The organism is Flavobacterium wongokense (assembly GCF_021608265.1).
Lineage (GTDB): Bacteria > Bacteroidota > Bacteroidia > Flavobacteriales > Flavobacteriaceae > Flavobacterium > Flavobacterium wongokense.
The window spans coordinates 1-16231 of the sequence record NZ_JAKIHP010000008.1 but is presented as its reverse complement, the minus strand read 5'-3'; the positions used below and the strand labels follow the sequence as shown (position 1 = coordinate 16231).

Annotated in this window: 15 protein-coding genes; 1 reads left to right on the top strand and 14 read right to left on the bottom strand. The window is 37.1% G+C overall.

Annotated features, from left to right (window positions below):
• Nucleotides 1–34: 34 nt before the first annotated feature.
• Complete coding sequence (locus L1S31_RS13855; protein ID WP_236465368.1) at nucleotides 35–3748, top strand: metallophosphoesterase; 3714 nt, start codon at nucleotides 35–37, stop codon at nucleotides 3746–3748.
• On the opposite strand, the gene L1S31_RS13850 is transcribed toward L1S31_RS13855, so the two are convergent.
• The 14 genes from L1S31_RS13850 to L1S31_RS13785 form a co-directional block, all read right to left on the bottom strand.
• Nucleotides 3731–4600 carry a hypothetical protein gene (locus L1S31_RS13850; protein ID WP_236465367.1) on the bottom strand — a complete coding sequence of 290 codons (870 nt, stop codon included), beginning with the start codon at nucleotides 4598–4600 and terminating at the stop codon, nucleotides 3731–3733. The two genes, L1S31_RS13855 and L1S31_RS13850, sit on opposite strands and share 18 nt — an antisense overlap.
• A 43-nt stretch (nucleotides 4601–4643) precedes the next feature.
• Nucleotides 4644–5156, bottom strand: coding sequence for a hypothetical protein (locus L1S31_RS13845; RefSeq protein ID WP_236465366.1), 513 nt, complete (start codon nucleotides 5154–5156; stop codon nucleotides 4644–4646).
• A 14-nt stretch (nucleotides 5157–5170) separates the two neighbouring features.
• Nucleotides 5171–6124 carry a hypothetical protein gene (locus L1S31_RS13840; protein ID WP_236465365.1) on the bottom strand — a complete coding sequence of 318 codons (954 nt, stop codon included), beginning with the start codon at nucleotides 6122–6124 and terminating at the stop codon, nucleotides 5171–5173.
• Complete coding sequence (locus L1S31_RS13835; RefSeq protein WP_236465364.1) at nucleotides 6108–6632, bottom strand: hypothetical protein; 525 nt, start codon at nucleotides 6630–6632, stop codon at nucleotides 6108–6110. The genes L1S31_RS13840 and L1S31_RS13835 overlap by 17 nt, the downstream gene beginning before the upstream one ends.
• A complete protein-coding gene (locus L1S31_RS13830) occupies nucleotides 6625–7812 on the bottom strand; it encodes a PilN family protein (RefSeq protein WP_236465362.1) in 1188 nt (395 codons plus the stop codon). Before L1S31_RS13830 ends, L1S31_RS13835 begins: the two co-directional genes overlap by 8 nt.
• Nucleotides 7812–9722, bottom strand: coding sequence for a type II secretion system protein GspD (locus L1S31_RS13825; protein WP_236465361.1), 1911 nt, complete (start codon nucleotides 9720–9722; stop codon nucleotides 7812–7814). Before L1S31_RS13825 ends, L1S31_RS13830 begins: the two co-directional genes overlap by 1 nt.
• A gap of 2 nt (nucleotides 9723–9724) precedes the next feature.
• Nucleotides 9725–11128, bottom strand: coding sequence for a GspE/PulE family protein (locus tag L1S31_RS13820; protein ID WP_236465360.1), 1404 nt, complete (start codon nucleotides 11126–11128; stop codon nucleotides 9725–9727).
• A gap of 3 nt (nucleotides 11129–11131) precedes the next feature.
• Nucleotides 11132–11614 carry a hypothetical protein gene (locus L1S31_RS13815; RefSeq protein ID WP_236465359.1) on the bottom strand — a complete coding sequence of 161 codons (483 nt, stop codon included), beginning with the start codon at nucleotides 11612–11614 and terminating at the stop codon, nucleotides 11132–11134.
• Between the two features lies 1 nt (nucleotide 11615).
• Entirely contained in the window at nucleotides 11616–12053 is a 438-nt protein-coding gene (locus tag L1S31_RS13810; RefSeq protein WP_236465358.1) for a type IV pilin protein, read from the bottom strand.
• Between the two features lie 71 nt (nucleotides 12054–12124).
• Entirely contained in the window at nucleotides 12125–13246 is a 1122-nt protein-coding gene (locus tag L1S31_RS13805) for a type II secretion system F family protein (RefSeq protein WP_236465357.1), read from the bottom strand.
• A 1-nt stretch (nucleotide 13247) separates the two neighbouring features.
• Nucleotides 13248–13748 carry a hypothetical protein gene (locus L1S31_RS13800; RefSeq protein WP_236465356.1) on the bottom strand — a complete coding sequence of 167 codons (501 nt, stop codon included), beginning with the start codon at nucleotides 13746–13748 and terminating at the stop codon, nucleotides 13248–13250.
• Nucleotides 13726–14070, bottom strand: coding sequence for a hypothetical protein (locus tag L1S31_RS13795; protein ID WP_236465355.1), 345 nt, complete (start codon nucleotides 14068–14070; stop codon nucleotides 13726–13728). Before L1S31_RS13795 ends, L1S31_RS13800 begins: the two co-directional genes overlap by 23 nt.
• Nucleotides 14045–15253, bottom strand: coding sequence for a hypothetical protein (locus tag L1S31_RS13790; protein WP_236465354.1), 1209 nt, complete (start codon nucleotides 15251–15253; stop codon nucleotides 14045–14047). Before L1S31_RS13790 ends, L1S31_RS13795 begins: the two co-directional genes overlap by 26 nt.
• Nucleotides 15237–16037, bottom strand: coding sequence for a toxin-antitoxin system YwqK family antitoxin (locus L1S31_RS13785; RefSeq protein ID WP_236465353.1), 801 nt, complete (start codon nucleotides 16035–16037; stop codon nucleotides 15237–15239). The genes L1S31_RS13790 and L1S31_RS13785 overlap by 17 nt, the downstream gene beginning before the upstream one ends.
• Nucleotides 16038–16231: the final 194 nt, after the last annotated feature.

The following is a 16231-nucleotide window of genomic DNA, read 5'->3' as shown; positions in this document are numbered from 1 at the left end:
CAAAAATAAAATCTGAGTTATGAAATTGTTTTGTATGAGCACAAATACAAGAAAATATTATAAACTTACATCTGTAATATTTCTCTTTGCCTTGTTGCAATCCTGCGCGACACACAAAATACAATATAACAAAAATAGCAATAAATCAATTACCCAGATTGATACCGGCAATATAAATGAGGACCATACGTTTTACCTGATTGGTGACGCAGGCAATGCAGGAGACAGTGTTACTAACGCTACGCTTTCGAATTTAAGGCAAAGGCTTGAAAAGGCAGACAGCAACAGCACACTGATTTTTCTGGGTGATAATATTTACCCTGTTGGAATGCCCGCTGACCCCAAGAATCCTGAGTATGAATCGGCAGTAAAAAAAATAAACCGCCAACTGGAAGTTGCCAAAAAATTCAAAGGCAGAACCATATTCATTCCCGGAAACCATGATTGGTATAGTGGCATTGAAGGGCTGAAAGCGGAGACCAAAACAGTCACGGCCTATTTAAATAAGGATGCTTTCCAGCCGAAAGATAATTGCGCCATTGAGGAAATTAAAATCAACAAAAACATTACCCTGATTGTCATTGACAGCCAATGGTTTTTAGAAGATTGGGAGAAAAGCCCTAAAATAAATGATGATTGTTCGATTAAAACCCGTGAAGCTTTTTTTGAAGAACTGGAGAGCATATTAAACAAAAACCAGGACAAAATTAAAATCATAGCGCTGCATCATCCGTTGTTCAGTAATGGTTCGCATGGCGGTCAATTTTCCTGGAAAAAACAACTTTTCCCACTTGAAAGTAATTTTCCTTTGCCAATAGTAGGCAGTGCACTGAATTTCATAAGGAAGACTTCCGGAATAAGCACTCAGGATTTACAGAACAAGGTATACCAGGCTTACAGAAAAAGGATAACCGCTTTGCTTCAGGGACAGGATAATGTTATTGTAGTTGCCGGCCACGATCATAATTTACAATATTTAGAGGTAAATAATATCACTCAGATCATTAGTGGTGCCGGTTCGAAAAGTGAGGCAGCCCGAGCAATCGGCAAAAACGATTTTTCGTATGGCGGCAATGGATATACTGAACTTACGGTAGACAAAAACCAGGAAATATCCATTCGTTTTTTTGGCATTGAAAACCGTTCGGAAAAATTGTTATGGCAGACTTCAATCAACAAAAAAGTCAAAACTTCAGAAAATAATTATCCAAACCTATTTCCAAAAACAATTTCAGCTTCTGTTTATACCAAGGAAATGACGCAGAAAAGCATGTTTCACAATTGGTTTTTGGGCAGTCATTACAAGGATTATTACAGTACTCCAATTGAAGCCAGAACAGTCAGCCTTGACACTCTCTTTGGTGGATTGAAACCCTTGCAGGCTGGTGGCGGTCACCAGTCCAAATCGCTGCGATTGAAAAACAATGAAGGCAAGGAATACGTGATGCGTGCCTTAAAAAAAAGTGCTTCACGTTTTTTACAGTCGGTGGCTTTTAAGGACCAGTATGTTGAGAAGCAGTTTGAAGATACCTATGCCGAAAACTTTCTACTCGATTTTTACACCACTTCCCATCCCTACACGCCATTTGTAGTAGGTAGTCTGGCCGATAATATAGGCATCAGCCATAGCAATCCCCAACTCTATTATGTTCCGAAACAAAACTCCTTAGGAAAATTCAATGATGATTTTGGTGACGAATTATACATGATAGAAGAGCGTCCAACCGATTCCCAAAAAGAGCTCCAATCTTTTGGGAAACCCGATGCGATTGTCAGCACCAGCGAAGTACTCGAAATGCTCCATAAAAATGAAAAGAAACGCATAGATGAAAAAGGATATATCAGGGCACGTTTATTTGACATGCTGATTGGCGATTGGGACCGGCATTTTGACCAATGGCGCTGGGGTGAGTATAAGGAAGGGGAGCAAACCGTTTATAGGCCGATTCCACGTGACAGAGACCAGGCTTTCGCCAAATATGACGGCGCTCTATTGGCAATCGTCATGAACATCCCCGATTTGAGGCACATGCAGACTTTTAAGGAAAAAATCGGCAATTTAAAATGGTTTAACCGAGAACCCTATCCATTGGATATTACATTCCTGAAAACAACTGACGAAACCGATTGGGTTACCGAGGCCAAATTCATTCAGGATAATCTATCGGAAGCAGCTATTGCAGCAGCTTTCAAAAACCTGCCAAAGGAAATGCAGGACGGAACCATGGAAAGCATTATAGCGAAATTGAAAATACGGAAAAAGGATTTACAGGAATACGCCAAAGAATATTATAAAGTGCTTCAGAAAACAATTGTCATTGTTGGAACTGAAGAAAAGGATAAATTCGAAATTACACGCAAATCGGGAAATCAAACCGAAATAAAACAATACCGGTTAAAAAAGGAAGAGGAAAAGTTGGTCCAAACCAGGACTATTTCTGGCAAATTAACCAATGAGGTTTGGATTTATGGCTTGGATGAGGACGATAGTTTTATTGTAACCGGAAACGAGAAATCGACTCTTAAAATTCGGTTGATTGGTGGCCAGAACCATGATAATTATACGGTTCAAAATGGCAATAACATTGTCGTTTACGATTTCAAATCAAAGAAAAACACTTTTGATTTAGATCACAAAGCCAAAAAAATCCTGACTGACGATTATGAAACCAATCTTTATGATTACAAAAAACCAAGATTCAATGCCTGGACAGGCTTGCCAGCCATTGGTTACAATCCCGATGATGGTGTAAAGATTGGCGGAATGCTAAATTATACCCGCTATGGTTTCAAACAAAACCCTTACACCCAAAAACATACTTTTAAGGCGTTTTACTATTTTGCCACCAACGGCTTTGAGCTGAATTATTCGGGCAAATTCCCAAAACTGCTCGGTCAATGGGATTTTGACATTGAAACCCGTTTTACCAGCCCAAATTTTGCCATTAACTATTTTGGCTATGGTAACGAAACTGTCAACGATGATGAAGATTTTGGAATGGATTACAACAGGGTAAAAATCCAGATGGTAAAAGTAGAGCCTGTTTTGAAATTGGTTGGAAAATACGGTAGCGAAATCCAGTTTAAGGGATCTTTTGAAAACATTGAAGTGGAGCAAACCAATGGCCGTTTTATCAATCTGCCAGGCATCGTAAATCCTGATATTTTCGATTATCAGCAATTTGCCGGTGGAAGATTGCAGTTCAGTTTTGAAAATTATGACAATGCTTCAAATCCAACTTTGGGGATGGGATTTTTAATAGCTGCAGGCTGGAAAATGAATCTGAATCAACCGGAACGAAACTTTTCCGAATTGGAAGCCAAATGGAATTTTAATTACAAAATAGATAAAAAAGGAAAGCTGGTGCTGGCAAGCCTTTTTAAGGGAAAAGCCATCACAAATGACAATTTCGAGTTTTATCAGGGCGCTGTTTTGGGTGGAGATTACGACTTGAGGGGTTTTAGGAACGAACGCTTTTTAGGAAAGCAGTCCTTTTTTAATAGTAACGACATCCGATTGAGCTTAGGAAAAATCAAAGGAAGTTTGCTGCCAATGTCCTATGGGATTTTGGGCGGATTTGATTATGGAAGGGTTTGGTTTCCAAATGAAGATTCCAATACTTGGCACCGTTCCTATGGCGGTGGTTTGTGGCTGAATGGCGTTGGCGTTATCACCGCAAGGCTCACGTATTTCAAAAGCGAGATTGATAAAGCCCGTATTGCCTTTGGCTTAGGGTTTGGCTTTTAAATTCCGTAAATCGAACTGATAAATGTTACCACCAGTCGATTTGTCTTTTTCATCGGCAATTAAAAGTGTGTTTTCATCCTTAAAGCTCACCGCTTCTTTTTGGGAGTAATGATCCAACTCCAATCGTTCAATTTTCCCTTTCAAAAAATCATCACCGTTAAATTCAGAAAACAACCAAATCCTACTGTGGCTAAGCAGGGCAAATCTTGAACCATCAGGACTGATTGCAGCGCCTGTAATAGCAGAATTATTGAAATCCTCTCCGGTTTTGTATCGGCCTAATAATTGTGCCGGATGATTGCCTTCTTTGTTGGGGATTTTATAAATCAGGGTTGTCCCGTCAAAATCTTTGCTTCTGTTTTTGGTAAAAAGATAGAAGAATCCTTTTAACTCAAAGAAAGCTTCACAGTCATACAACAATTCTTTTTTAGATGGCGGGAATGCTGTCTGCTCAGGATAATAAAAGGAGACTTTATAATCGGGTTTAATGGTCTCTTCCTGTAATAAGGATGCGTTGATTTTGTAAATGCACAAGTCCTGCCGTTTATTGCCGTTATTGCCAAAATCGCCCAAATATAGGTTTCCATCCTTGTCTGATGCCAAATCTTCCCAATCTGTATTTTCAGCTTCAATGGCTATTTTCCTTTGTTTTTTGTCATTTAAGCCAACTTCATACAAATAATTCCCGTTGCCGCTATCTTCAATTACAAAAATAGCATCACTGCTTTTTTGGATTTGGATTCCCGATACTTCAGATAGTTTTTTAGGAAGCTTGATTATAATATCAATCTTGGGAGTAGTATCATTACAACCCATCAAAAATAAGGCGCCCAATAGTATCCCGCGCTTCATATATCTTCAATTAAATCATAAAGTTACGGACTTCAATTGGAACCTAAAATGATTTTTTTCGTTTGGGAATCCATTTGGTTTCCTTATTGTAATTCACTTTAATCGAATCCTTATTCAATGCTGTTACTTTTAAACCATCGCTATCCTGATTCAAATGCAGTCTTAGGAATTTACCATCAACACCCAACAGTATCATCTCCTGTGATGTTTTATCTATGGCTTTTATAAAGCCGAAATATTGAACATTTGGAAACCTGCTGATATTAACTTTTAGCGGTTCTTTTTTTACTTCTCTCCTTGGAAAAACTCGTCGGACACTATTAGAATTGTTCGATTTTACCACACTGGCATAACCTCCCAAAAATGGGTCTCTGGCTATTCTGTTTAATTCGAAAGTATCTTTCTTTACGATTTCAGTTTTAGTCGAATAGTTAGCAGTATTGACGTACGATACTGGTTCATTTTTAGAAAAATATTGATTGACATATTTATAAATCACTGCGCCCCATAAACAAAGCACGAGAAGTAATAAGACAATATTTAGTTTCTTTTTCATCTAAAAACGGAGTTCTAATTTATCGTAAATCTAAACGGAGTGCTGTACAATCCTGTGTTGCCTGCCAAATCCTTGGCTTTTACCCTCCAATAATAATCTCCGCTTGTAGCGAAAGATTGTTGGAAGCTCGCTGTAGTTGCATTGGACGACTGTAGTATTGAGGTGAAATTTATGTTATTGGAAAACTCGATTACATAAGATATAGTCGATTGAATGGTTCCAACATCAGCTGGGATTCCCCAAGAAAAATTAATCTGCTGATTGGCGTTATAGGTAGCATCAGTTGCAGGCAGTGTGTTTGTTGGCGTGTTCGGATTGCTTCGGTCAAGATAAAAATTCCGGAACGAAAATGCAGTCTGGCTTGTAGTGTTTACTGCCTTTATTTTCCATTTATACTGAGCATCATTGGCTAAAATGGTACTGTTTAGGGTAAGCGAAGTTGCCGTTAGATTGGACTGCTGATTTACAATAGACTCACCATTGGTAACATTAATCAATTCAAAACTATAAGTACTCGCAGCTGCTAAGCTTTGCCAGTTTAAAATCACATTGGCATTGTTGGTATAAAAATTATCGCTCGGACTATTCAGTATCGTCTGCTGATTGGTCAGGTCTGTCGTTGCAATCACAGAAAAATTGTAATTAAAAGTATAGTTGGAATTATAGGCAAAATTCTCTCCTCTTATGCGCCATTGGTAATCACCTGCCGTCATTGGCATGCTCAAATGGTTTTGGGAAACCAGCGAATCAACTATTACACTCGAATTGGAATAAACCTGAACGCGGTATTTGTCGGCGCCATCAAGTTCGTTCCATTGAAAATTAACTACATTGCTGTAAATATCCTGATTGTTCTGGGGAGAAACGATGATTACGGTATCATTGGTGATATCTTCCTCAATAATATCTTCACATGAAAATAGGGAGATAAAACCCAGTGCGATGATTATTTTACTTATTGCTTTCATAGTTTTGGAATATTAGTTTTAAATGTAAAATTTCTGTTTTGGAATTCTTCTTGTCTGTATAAAATGCAAGGCTGATTATTTTTGAATATTCGAACTGCCTTTCAAATTTGTAGGTGATGTCCAATAACTCATTATAACTGCCTGTTAAATCAATCTGATAGGTATAAACCTGGTAATCGTCGTAGGTGAAATTATGGATTGGCTGTAAATCATTGATGGAAACCCCGGAACTGTTTTTGACTAAAAAGGCGATGATTTCCTGTTGGATTTTCTCTTTTTCAACCCCTTCCTTCCCTATTAATTTATCCAATCCTGCAACCTGCACAGTCAATGCGTTCACATTGGGTGCCTGGTTTTTCATTACTCCTTTTTTCTCTCTAAGCGTGCTGTTTTCCTTATACAATAAAATCAAATTACTAAATGATCTTTTGTATGCAGCTACAGACAGTATTATAAAAAATACGATCAGGAACTTAAATTTGAGTTTGTAGCTATACTGGTTAAACATCCTTTATTGTAATTTTTAATTCAAAATAGGAGATATTTTTTTTGTCTCTTTTAATCGAAACAATCTCAAGCTTTTGGAGCCATTTTTCATTTTTCAATGCATCAATCCAATCATTGAATACAGTTTCATTGCCTGTATGCCCTTTTAACAGGATGATTTTATAATCAAATGCAACCCTTTCTGTTTTTTTGATTTCTTTTTGTAATGGATAGATTTCCATAAAAGAAAGATTTATGGCTCCGGGAATTGATTTTGTCAATTCGTAACAATAGAATGAGATAAACTTCTTTGATGAAAATCCGGTTTCGGCAAGAATCTTTAATTTTTTATCCTTTTGAAGCTGCAGATTATTAATGACTGTATAGGTTTTGCTGTTATAACTGTTTTCAAGGTATAATCCGGCATTGCTGTAATTCAGGTATTGTGTCAGTCCATAACTGCCCAAAAGCAGGCAAAAGAAACCCACCAAAATAAATACTCCCATTTTCTCAAAACCTTTCTTATAAATAAGCTCTTCCGTATCTATTAAGCCTGTATTGCTTTTGGCAATGGAATTCTGGCTGACATAAAAATTTATGGCTGCACCATATAACGGAAGATGGAAGTTTGATACTGAATGAGTCCCAACTGTATAATTCTCTGTTTTCTTTTCAGGGTCGGGTTTGGCAATGCCGCTTAAAACATTATGATCAAACTCGAGGAATGTTTCATTGGACAACAGCCTGCTTTTATCCAGCAGTTCATTAACCAAAACAGCTGTTAAGCCGCCAATATAAAAATCGATAATCTGGATTTCATTTTTATGGAAAACTTCGATAAGTTCTTCCAAAATGGTATGCCTGCAAAAACTCAGGAACTGATGGTCCGAAGTGGTGTAACTGGTGTAATGTATTGATTTATAGTCAAGGTTTTTCAACCATTCGGTGTCTGCCTCATTTTTTAAATCAATCTTTTTATTCAAAACTCCTTTCCCATCAAGCAAAAGGATTGTTGGAAGTTTGTTGTCCAGTTTAGATTTTAACTCTTCGACGGAATCAAAAGCAAGGTTCTCAACAATATCAAGGGTTGTCTTCTTCTTTTTTACCTTCAATAGGAAATACGAATCACCCTCACTCCCTCGAAAAACCCCGATGAGATTGAGCGTATCAAATTTTACTATTTTATTCAGTAAAAAGTCCATTAGTAAACTACTGTTGGTTTAATGAAAATATGGAGTTTCGAATTACTTTTTGATTTCTTCCTGCTGCTGAAAAACCATTTTATGATTGGTATCCTTGATATTAATGGCACTCCTGATCCTGAATTTTCCTTTTGCAGTTCATCCAATCCGCCCAATAATATCATCTCGTTATTTTTGACCCTTACCAAAGATTCAAATTTTTGTGTTGCTTTTCCTGGAGGCGCTGTTGCTCCTGCCCTTGCCAGGAATGAGCTTTTTTCAACTGAAATATTTAGCGTGACATTTTCATCTGTTGAAACAAAAGGTTTTATGGACACACTCAAATTGGCATCAGTAGATTTCCAGGAACCCGACTGCAGGATGTTATTGTTGATTCCGCTGTTGATTAACTGATTGGTCTGTTCAAAATAATAGCTTGTTTCCCCAATAGCAAGTTTTGCTTCATGCCCGCTGATGGTCGCAATTTTTGGGGTTGATTCTATTTTGATAATCGAATTGTTCTCAAGTGCCTGAAGATTCAAATAAAATGCTTCCGTTACTTTACCAAGTTTTATCAATCCAAGTCCGTTGAACGCATCAATCAGGTTATTTACAGAACTACCATTAAGATTGACATCGGCTGTTGGGAATAAAACACCACTGGTAGGTTTAATGTTGCTTTTGTCAATCCCAGCCTTGATTCCGGTTTGGATATCGTATGATTTATTATACTGGACAATCATTACCTCAATTTGAACCATCGGCACCACTTTGTCAATCTGCTTGATGTAAACCCGCAGTTCATCTACTGTTGTTTTGGGTCCGGAAACTATCAATCCATTAAGCTCAACAAATTCCTTGATTTCAAGTTTTTCAGAAAAAACCCTTGGCAATGCACCTAAAACCGATTCAATAGACCTGTTTTCCAACTGGATGATTTCGGTTGCCCTTAAACCTTCTGTAACCTGTTCTCCAATTAAATAATAGCCATTTTGTTTTTTGAAGGCATACTTCTTTCCTTTAAAGATATTTTCCAATAAGTCGTCAAAAGTCAGGTTATCAACCTGAAGCGATGTTTTCTCATTTTCGGGTTTGTTGTAAAAGAAGTAATTGATTTTGAGCTTATCCGCAGCTTCTTCAATCAAACTGGTTGCATCGGCAACATTCGCCTTTACATCTAAAAAGCCCGACTTGTTAAGGTCTACCTGAAAAAAACCTGGAGTATCAGACGTTGTTTTTTGAGCTTTGTTTTTTGGGTTCGTAGTTTTGTCAGCAACATTTGTAAGTGCTGGCTGATTATTTTTCTCCAACAGGTAAAATCCATTTTCATCTTTGGTAGCAGAAAGGCTGTTCGATTTTGCCATCATTTCTATAACCTGGTCAAAAGGGCGGTTCAGGATGTAAGCCGATACCTTTTGGTTTTTGATGTCCGGAGCCATAATGATATTCTTCCCCGATTTGTCTATGATTGCCTGAACCACATTGGGGATCGAATCATTCTCTAGTTTGACTGAAAGGAAATCGTTCTCCTTATTGTAAGTCACATCAATGACTTTGGCTACTTTTTTAGGGATGATTTTTACTTCCTTATGTTTTTTGAACATGATGATATTGTTCACAAAATCAACATCCAAATCATATTTCTGAACCAAAAAAGTAAACACATCCTTTACAGTCACATCAAAAAAACTGTTGACAACAGGATCATTCAAATTACTGTCAACACTAACATTCAGCTGATGTTCCTGTGCTATTGAATTGATAAAATCATATAAGGTCACGCCCGAAACGTCAGTTTTCATCACATCATTCAATCCTTTCTTGATCTTAGAAAAATCATCAAACTTTCTGTTAATCTCAGCATAGTCCTGGCCATACGAAAGTGTAACCATAAAAAACCCAATGACTGCGTATATAATTTTATTTATCATTATCAAACATTAATTAAAATTGAATAAATTTCTTCAAGCGATGTTTCTCCGTTTGAAAGGATGTCAAAAGCTCTTTCCGGCAAGGTCTTATGATCTGCCTCTTCGTTGAATATGCTGTTTACTTCATTGTTTTTTATAAGTCCGGCCGTTTTAAAATCGATGTTTAACATCTCATAAATCGCTTTCCTTCCGCTATAACCCGTATGGTAACATTTATTGCACCCAACTGGTTTGTATAATTTGTCGATAGGATAAGGCAGCTGGAAACTTGTTGGAAAATCCTCAGCCCTAAAATCGGCAGTCTGTTTGCAATGCGTGCAAAGTTTCCTGATTAATCGTTGGGCAACCGAAATGTTTAAGGTTTCGGCAATCAGGTACGATGGAATTCCCATATCAATCAATCGGGCAATGGTTCCTACAGCCGAATTCGTGTGTATGGTTGATAATACCAAATGCCCTGTCAGCGATGCCCTTATGGCCATCATCGCAGTTTCTGAATCCCTGATTTCCCCAAGCATGATAATATCCGGATCCTGGCGCAGGAACGAACGCAATGCCGAAGCAAATGTCAATCCGATATCTTCCTTAAGCTGTACCTGGTTGATTCCCTTGAGTGTATATTCGATTGGATCTTCAACAGTAACAATATTGCGGACAGAGTCGTTGAGCAATTTTAATGTGGCGTACAAGGTCGTTGTTTTCCCAGAACCTGTTGGTCCGCTAATCAGGATAATGCCATTGGGTTTTTTGATGGCTTCAAGGTAATGACGGAGTTCTTCACCGTCCATGCCAAGCGTATTCAAATCGATGTTGGAGGCATCATTGCCCAGCAGACGCATCACGATTTTTTCTCCAAAAAGAGTCGGCAGTATGGAAACCCTGATATCAAAAGTTTCATTGGTAATCCTTCCATCCTGTGGCAATCGCTTTTCAGTGATGTTCAGTTTTGCCTTAATTTTTACCTTATTGATCAGCTCTAAATAATTATCCCTATCAACCTTGTAACGTTCGATAAGCTGGCCGTCAATCCTGAACCTGATACGGGCATCCAACTCATAAATTTCAAAATGGATGTCACTGCTTTTCAATGATTTTGCTTCGTAAAGCAGGTTTTCCAGGAAATCGCTTTTATCAATGTTCAGCGATTTTGAAACGGTTGCTGCCCTGTCTTTTCTATAATACAACGAAAGTGCTTTTTCAATTTCGCTGCTGTCAAATGGCAGGAAAACAACTTCCTTTCCCAACAACAATTCGAGTTCTTCTATAGAATCCTTGGTGTTATGGGCGTTGTCTACAAAAAAAGTGATGCTGCTCTCATCGGCAATTTTGGGCACAATTTTATAATGATTGGCTAAATCACTTGAAATGACATGTTGGTGTTCTGATGTAATGCTGATTTCCTGCATAGTTTATAAAACGGTCATTTTAGGATAGCTGAGCAAAACATCCTTGAGCATGAATAATAGTAACAGTAGTGCTGAAAAACCAGCAAGCGGAATCGTCTTTTCCTTCATTTTCTTTTGAAAGGCCAATTGCAGTCCAATTGAAAAAATCATCGACAGTATAAAAAAAAGAATGAAATTATACGTCAGGAATAAAGGCGTGATACCTATAAAAAAAAGCAAATCACCAAGGCCAAAATAATTGGCAAAGGGATTCAGGAACTTTTTGTTTTTTAGGCTCATATATAAGGTTAAGATTGTAATTATCAATAAAAAAAAGATCATGTTCGCAACATAAATCGTGTAATTGATTCCCGGATTCCTGTTGAACAACACTACAGAGAAAACAAAAATAAGTGCCGGTAAAATAATGTGGATTCTTCTAAATTTTAAATCCTGGAACAGCACAACAATCAGGCACAATAATAATCCGAGAACAATAAAATCCAATTTATTCCTTTGTTACTTCGGTTAGTATTTTTTTATCGTTGATTTCCCAGGTATTAAAGGCTCCGTCACCGTCAAGATCGGAAACAGCGGTTGCCCTTGCAACGAAAGAATCATTGGAAGCTTCAACTATTTCGACTTTATAAACAGCCTGTCCTCCTTCATCAACTGTAACTTCCTGTTCAAAGCCAATTTCCTCTAAATTATTGGAGTATTTTGAAAAGCGGTAAAACTGGCTTTTTTCAAGTCCGTATACCTGATTGAGCATTGCCTGTGCCTCAATCGATTTTGCCTGGCTTATGACTGCTGTCTGATTTGGAAGTACCATCAAAAGGATAATTCCGATGATGCACAATACAATCAATATTTCAGTCATGGAATACGCCCTGACCATTCCTTTTTTTAGGTAATTTTGGAGTTTTACTGCTACCCTTTTCATCATTCTTTGGTTGTTGCTAATTAGTGTTCTAATTAAAGATTTTTTTTTATTTCCTACAAGTTTTCTTGATAACTTTAATTTTTGATAATCTTACTCAAATCAAACATTGGCGCATACATCGATACCATGATTACACCTACTATTACGCCAATGAAAATAATAATCATCGGTTCCAAAATCACACCTATCATTTTCGTTTGATGGTTTATTTCCTCATTGTATTGTTCTGTAAGCCTTTCGAACATAACATCCAACTGGTTTACCTGTTCGGCAACCTCAATCATTGATATCATTTTATTTTCATACACGCTGTGTTTTTTTAAGCTGTCGCTCAATGAAACTCCTTTGGTTACATCGGCCTTGATGCTTTCAATCGACTTTTCTATTGGATAAAAACCAATCATTTTTGAGGTTAACGACAACGATGTGATCAGCGAAGTTTTGGAACTCGTCAATAAGTTCATTGACTGGCAGAAACGGGAAACATATATCTTCCGGATAAGGTTTCCAAAATAAGGTATTTTCAAAACCATTTTGGAGGTAAAATCCCGATAAGCTTCCTTTTCCTTAAAAACGTAGTGAAAAGCAATAAGCCCAATTATGAAAATGAACAAACACAGGAAAATTGCCCCTGAATGGTTTGAAATCCTGATAATCATTTGGGTACTTTTGGGAAGTTCACTTCCAAATTGTTTGAAAACCGAACTGAACATGGGCACTACTTTGTTGAGCATAAAATACAAAACCGAAATCGTAACCAGCATCACGATGCTTGGATAAGTCAGTACCGAAATAATCTGGCGGCGCATTTGTATTTTCCTGTTGAAGAACTTCTGCAGTTCGGCAAGGACTTCTTCAAGCTTTCTGGTTTCTTCTCCAATCTGGATGCTGTAATATTCATAAGCTGAAAACTGGTTGGTGCTGATCATTGCTTCGCAGATGCTTTTACCCGAAACCACTTTTTCCTTTATGTCTAAAATGATGCTTTGCTCCAGCTTTGATTTGGCCTGATGGCTTAGAATTTCCAATGCTTTCTTAAAATCAACACCTGATTTCAAGAGCATTCCCAATTCCCTGTAGAACACTTCCTTTTTCTTATCGGAGAGCTTCTTGGCAAAATTGGCTGATTTTATCTCGAAACTGAATTCCTTCTTATCGGTGGAGGCATTTTTATATTTGGCTAAATCAATTCCCATACTATTTCTCTTTTTCAATTAATTGATTGGCATATACTTTTTTGAAAAACCTTAAATCCATTGGCTGTTTATTGACATCAATGTTAATCCTAAGCCGCTGAAAGGTTACTTTTTTGCTTTTGTTTTGTAATGTATCTACAATGAAATTTTTCATTGGGATTTGAAAAGTATCCAAAAAACCGTCTTTTTCCCTTATTGTATATTCTTCATTACGCAAATACCTCACTTTATTGCCAGAGTAACCCGTAAACATAATTCCTTCCTCATTTACAGCCATTGCCTCATTGTCAAAAATATCCTTGTTTAATGCATAAGTCAACCGGTTCATGTCGGCTACAAACTGGTTTTGCTTCTTAAAATCGAGCATTCTTTCGGAAAGTATCGTGAAAACGACAAAAACCAAACCGATGACAATCGCAGTGATTACCATGCTGAAGGCTGCTTCTAAAACTGAAAAAGCTTTTACGGTATTTTTATCGTTATTGATTAGCATTCTGAACAAAAAAGTTGCTTTTAATTACTACACCTGAACTGTCCTTGTATTCCAAATTTACCTGCTGCAGGTTGGTATTAATCCATTCCTGTTTTATGGTCGTGTTTTCTTTTTGCATTTGTGTAATCGAATCAGGATTAACCTGTGCCATATAATACATTTCTGCAACCTTATTCCTTGAATTGTAAAACCTGGGAGCTGTTTTTGGTGTAAATACTGTCGCATAGACCATTACGGCCACATACAGGCAAACCGCAATGATACACAAAGCAATTACCGATTCGAGTATGGAATTGGCCGGAAGTTTATAATACTTTCTTAAACACACCATAAGATTCATCCTTGGTTTTAAATAATGGTATTGAAATAAAATAATCCGGTTTTTTTGTGATGTCAATTTCTGCGTTTACGATGCAATCTTCATAAGCCCCAGTTGCTGTTCTATTAAAAAACTTATTGGTATAAACGGAGCCATACACACTTCCGTTCAGCATGAGGCTGCCCGTACAGTAAACATCACCTGTAATCAATGATTTTGCCTTTACAATAATTTTATTCTCTTCTATTTTGAAAAAAGATGTGCCAAAAAGCACGACTCCTCCATAAATTTTTGAATTCTCATTTATTATGATTTCGCTCTTACTTTCTGAATTGTAGATTGACAAAACAGAAGGATAGGAAAGCGTAACATTGTCTTCGACCACAATCTTTTCTTGGGCAAAAGCCTGAATGCTTCCTTTAAATCCTTTTTTAATCCGGATTATGGGAGCTTTTAGGATAACATCTTCCAGTACATTGTTCTCGCTAACCACTATGGAATCTTTCTCATATAAAACAAAATTCCCTTTGATACTGATATCCTGCAATGTTGGAGAAGACAATTGCACTTGGGTTGTTTTATTCAAAAAAGAGTTGAAGTAAACAGCATCGCTATTTTTTTCCAAATCATTCAAACCGACTTTTTGTTGGACATTATTTTCGAATACTTTTTGAAAGTCGGGGTTTATTTCGGGCAATTTGGTTCCAGACAATTTAATCGTTCCACTCGAAATTAATGTATTGGGCAAACTACTGATATTTTTTTCCTCGATGAATAAATTAGGCAGCATTTTACTGCCTATCAACTTAACGTTTCCCGAATAAGATAAACTGTTTGAAAGATTCGTCACAAATAATGCGGTTTCCCATGCCGTATGATGCCCGATAATGTGAGCTGAAGTTATGGTATCGTTTTTCAAACAGCTTTTTACAACAATAAGATTCAGCAATCCATGGGTTTTCAACTCGAAACCAGTGGTGATTCCTGTTCCAGGGTCAGTCAGACCGTCTTCGATATTGCCATTGGACAAAGCATAGTTTAATGCAGATTGGTTTTGAAGGTATAGCTCTTCCCTACTGTTGTAAAACTGATTGAGCATGTTGTAAAGATTGGAATAATACAACAATGCTCCACAGATTATTGAGACTATAAGGCAAACGTAAACTGCATATAATAAACTATGAGCTTTTACCATTTGATTTTTCCTTTTTGGAAAACAATCTCTTAAAGAAATTATCTTTCTTTGGTTTTGAATCCGGTTTGTTGGAAGTGCCCGACTTAGCACTATTCTGTTTGGCCGCTTCTTTCCCCGATTTCGAAGGAGTGCCTTTTATCGTATTTTTATCTTTTCCAGATTGCTTTTCATCTTCAGGTTTGGCTTGTTTCTTTAGCGCTTTTTTCTCTTCCCTTTTTAGCTTTCTCTTAGCTTTGTTTTCTTTTCTTTTGGCTTCCCTTGCCAGTTCTTCCTTGCTTAGGACTTTAATCTTGTCATCAATGTATGTAATTGTGTCTTTGGAAATGAAGTTAATCCACTGACCCTGTTTTTTTCCGGCACTGTATCTTCCCTTCTCAATGAGGACAGCTCTATCGCTATAAAAATTATACATGCCCTTTTTTCGGCCATTGCCCCAGTTTTGGGTAGATTCCAGTACGCCATTCGGATACCAGGTTCTCCATAATCCTACTTTCAGTCCGGATTCAAATCGTCCTTTTTCCGCCAATTGGTTATTCAGGTAAAATTTCTCAAATGAATTATTCAACAATTGCCCCGATATTCCATTTTCAGAATTGTGAATGGCTCCGCCTTTAAACCAGTAATACATTCGGTCTGATTTTAATCCGGGTTCATTGTCGGTTACATAAAACTCATATTTATAGTCTGTATCGGTAATCCTTTTTTTAAGTTCCGGTTCCTGAAAAGATAAAAATGACAAAATAATCACCAAACCCAAAAACCAATATGTGCCAGTATTCTTCACAATCATAAATTTTTAAAAAACTATTGCAATATAGGATAATTATAAAAATGGAAAGCAACGAAAATTACATATTTAAAAATATTTTTTACCTTTGAAAAAAATGCATTTTTTGTCCAAATGAAGACAAAAGCATTTCTGGAAAAATTCTAAAAGTTCTTATAAATAGTGGCTTAACAGAGTACAGGATTACCCTT

What these genes read in the sequence shown, in the direction of transcription:
- L1S31_RS13840 (WP_236465365.1), bottom strand. Translation starts at nt 6,124, where the DNA reads ATGAAAGCAATAAGTAAAATAATCATCGCACTGGGTTTTATCTCCCTA.
- L1S31_RS13795 (WP_236465355.1), bottom strand. Translation starts at nt 14,070, where the DNA reads ATGGTGTGTTTAAGAAAGTATTATAAACTTCCGGCCAATTCCATACTC.
- L1S31_RS13805 (WP_236465357.1), bottom strand. Translation starts at nt 13,246, where the DNA reads ATGGGAATTGATTTAGCCAAATATAAAAATGCCTCCACCGATAAGAAG.
- L1S31_RS13845 (WP_236465366.1), bottom strand. Translation starts at nt 5,156, where the DNA reads ATGAAAAAGAAACTAAATATTGTCTTATTACTTCTCGTGCTTTGTTTA.
- L1S31_RS13810 (WP_236465358.1), bottom strand. Translation starts at nt 12,053, where the DNA reads ATGATGAAAAGGGTAGCAGTAAAACTCCAAAATTACCTAAAAAAAGGA.
- L1S31_RS13835 (WP_236465364.1), bottom strand. Translation starts at nt 6,632, where the DNA reads ATGTTTAACCAGTATAGCTACAAACTCAAATTTAAGTTCCTGATCGTA.
- L1S31_RS13820 (WP_236465360.1), bottom strand. Translation starts at nt 11,128, where the DNA reads ATGCAGGAAATCAGCATTACATCAGAACACCAACATGTCATTTCAAGT.
- L1S31_RS13855 (WP_236465368.1), top strand. Translation starts at nt 35, where the DNA reads ATGAGCACAAATACAAGAAAATATTATAAACTTACATCTGTAATATTT.
- L1S31_RS13830 (WP_236465362.1), bottom strand. Translation starts at nt 7,812, where the DNA reads ATGGACTTTTTACTGAATAAAATAGTAAAATTTGATACGCTCAATCTC.
- L1S31_RS13850 (WP_236465367.1), bottom strand. Translation starts at nt 4,600, where the DNA reads ATGAAGCGCGGGATACTATTGGGCGCCTTATTTTTGATGGGTTGTAAT.
- L1S31_RS13790 (WP_236465354.1), bottom strand. Translation starts at nt 15,253, where the DNA reads ATGGTAAAAGCTCATAGTTTATTATATGCAGTTTACGTTTGCCTTATA.
- L1S31_RS13825 (WP_236465361.1), bottom strand. Translation starts at nt 9,722, where the DNA reads ATGATAAATAAAATTATATACGCAGTCATTGGGTTTTTTATGGTTACA.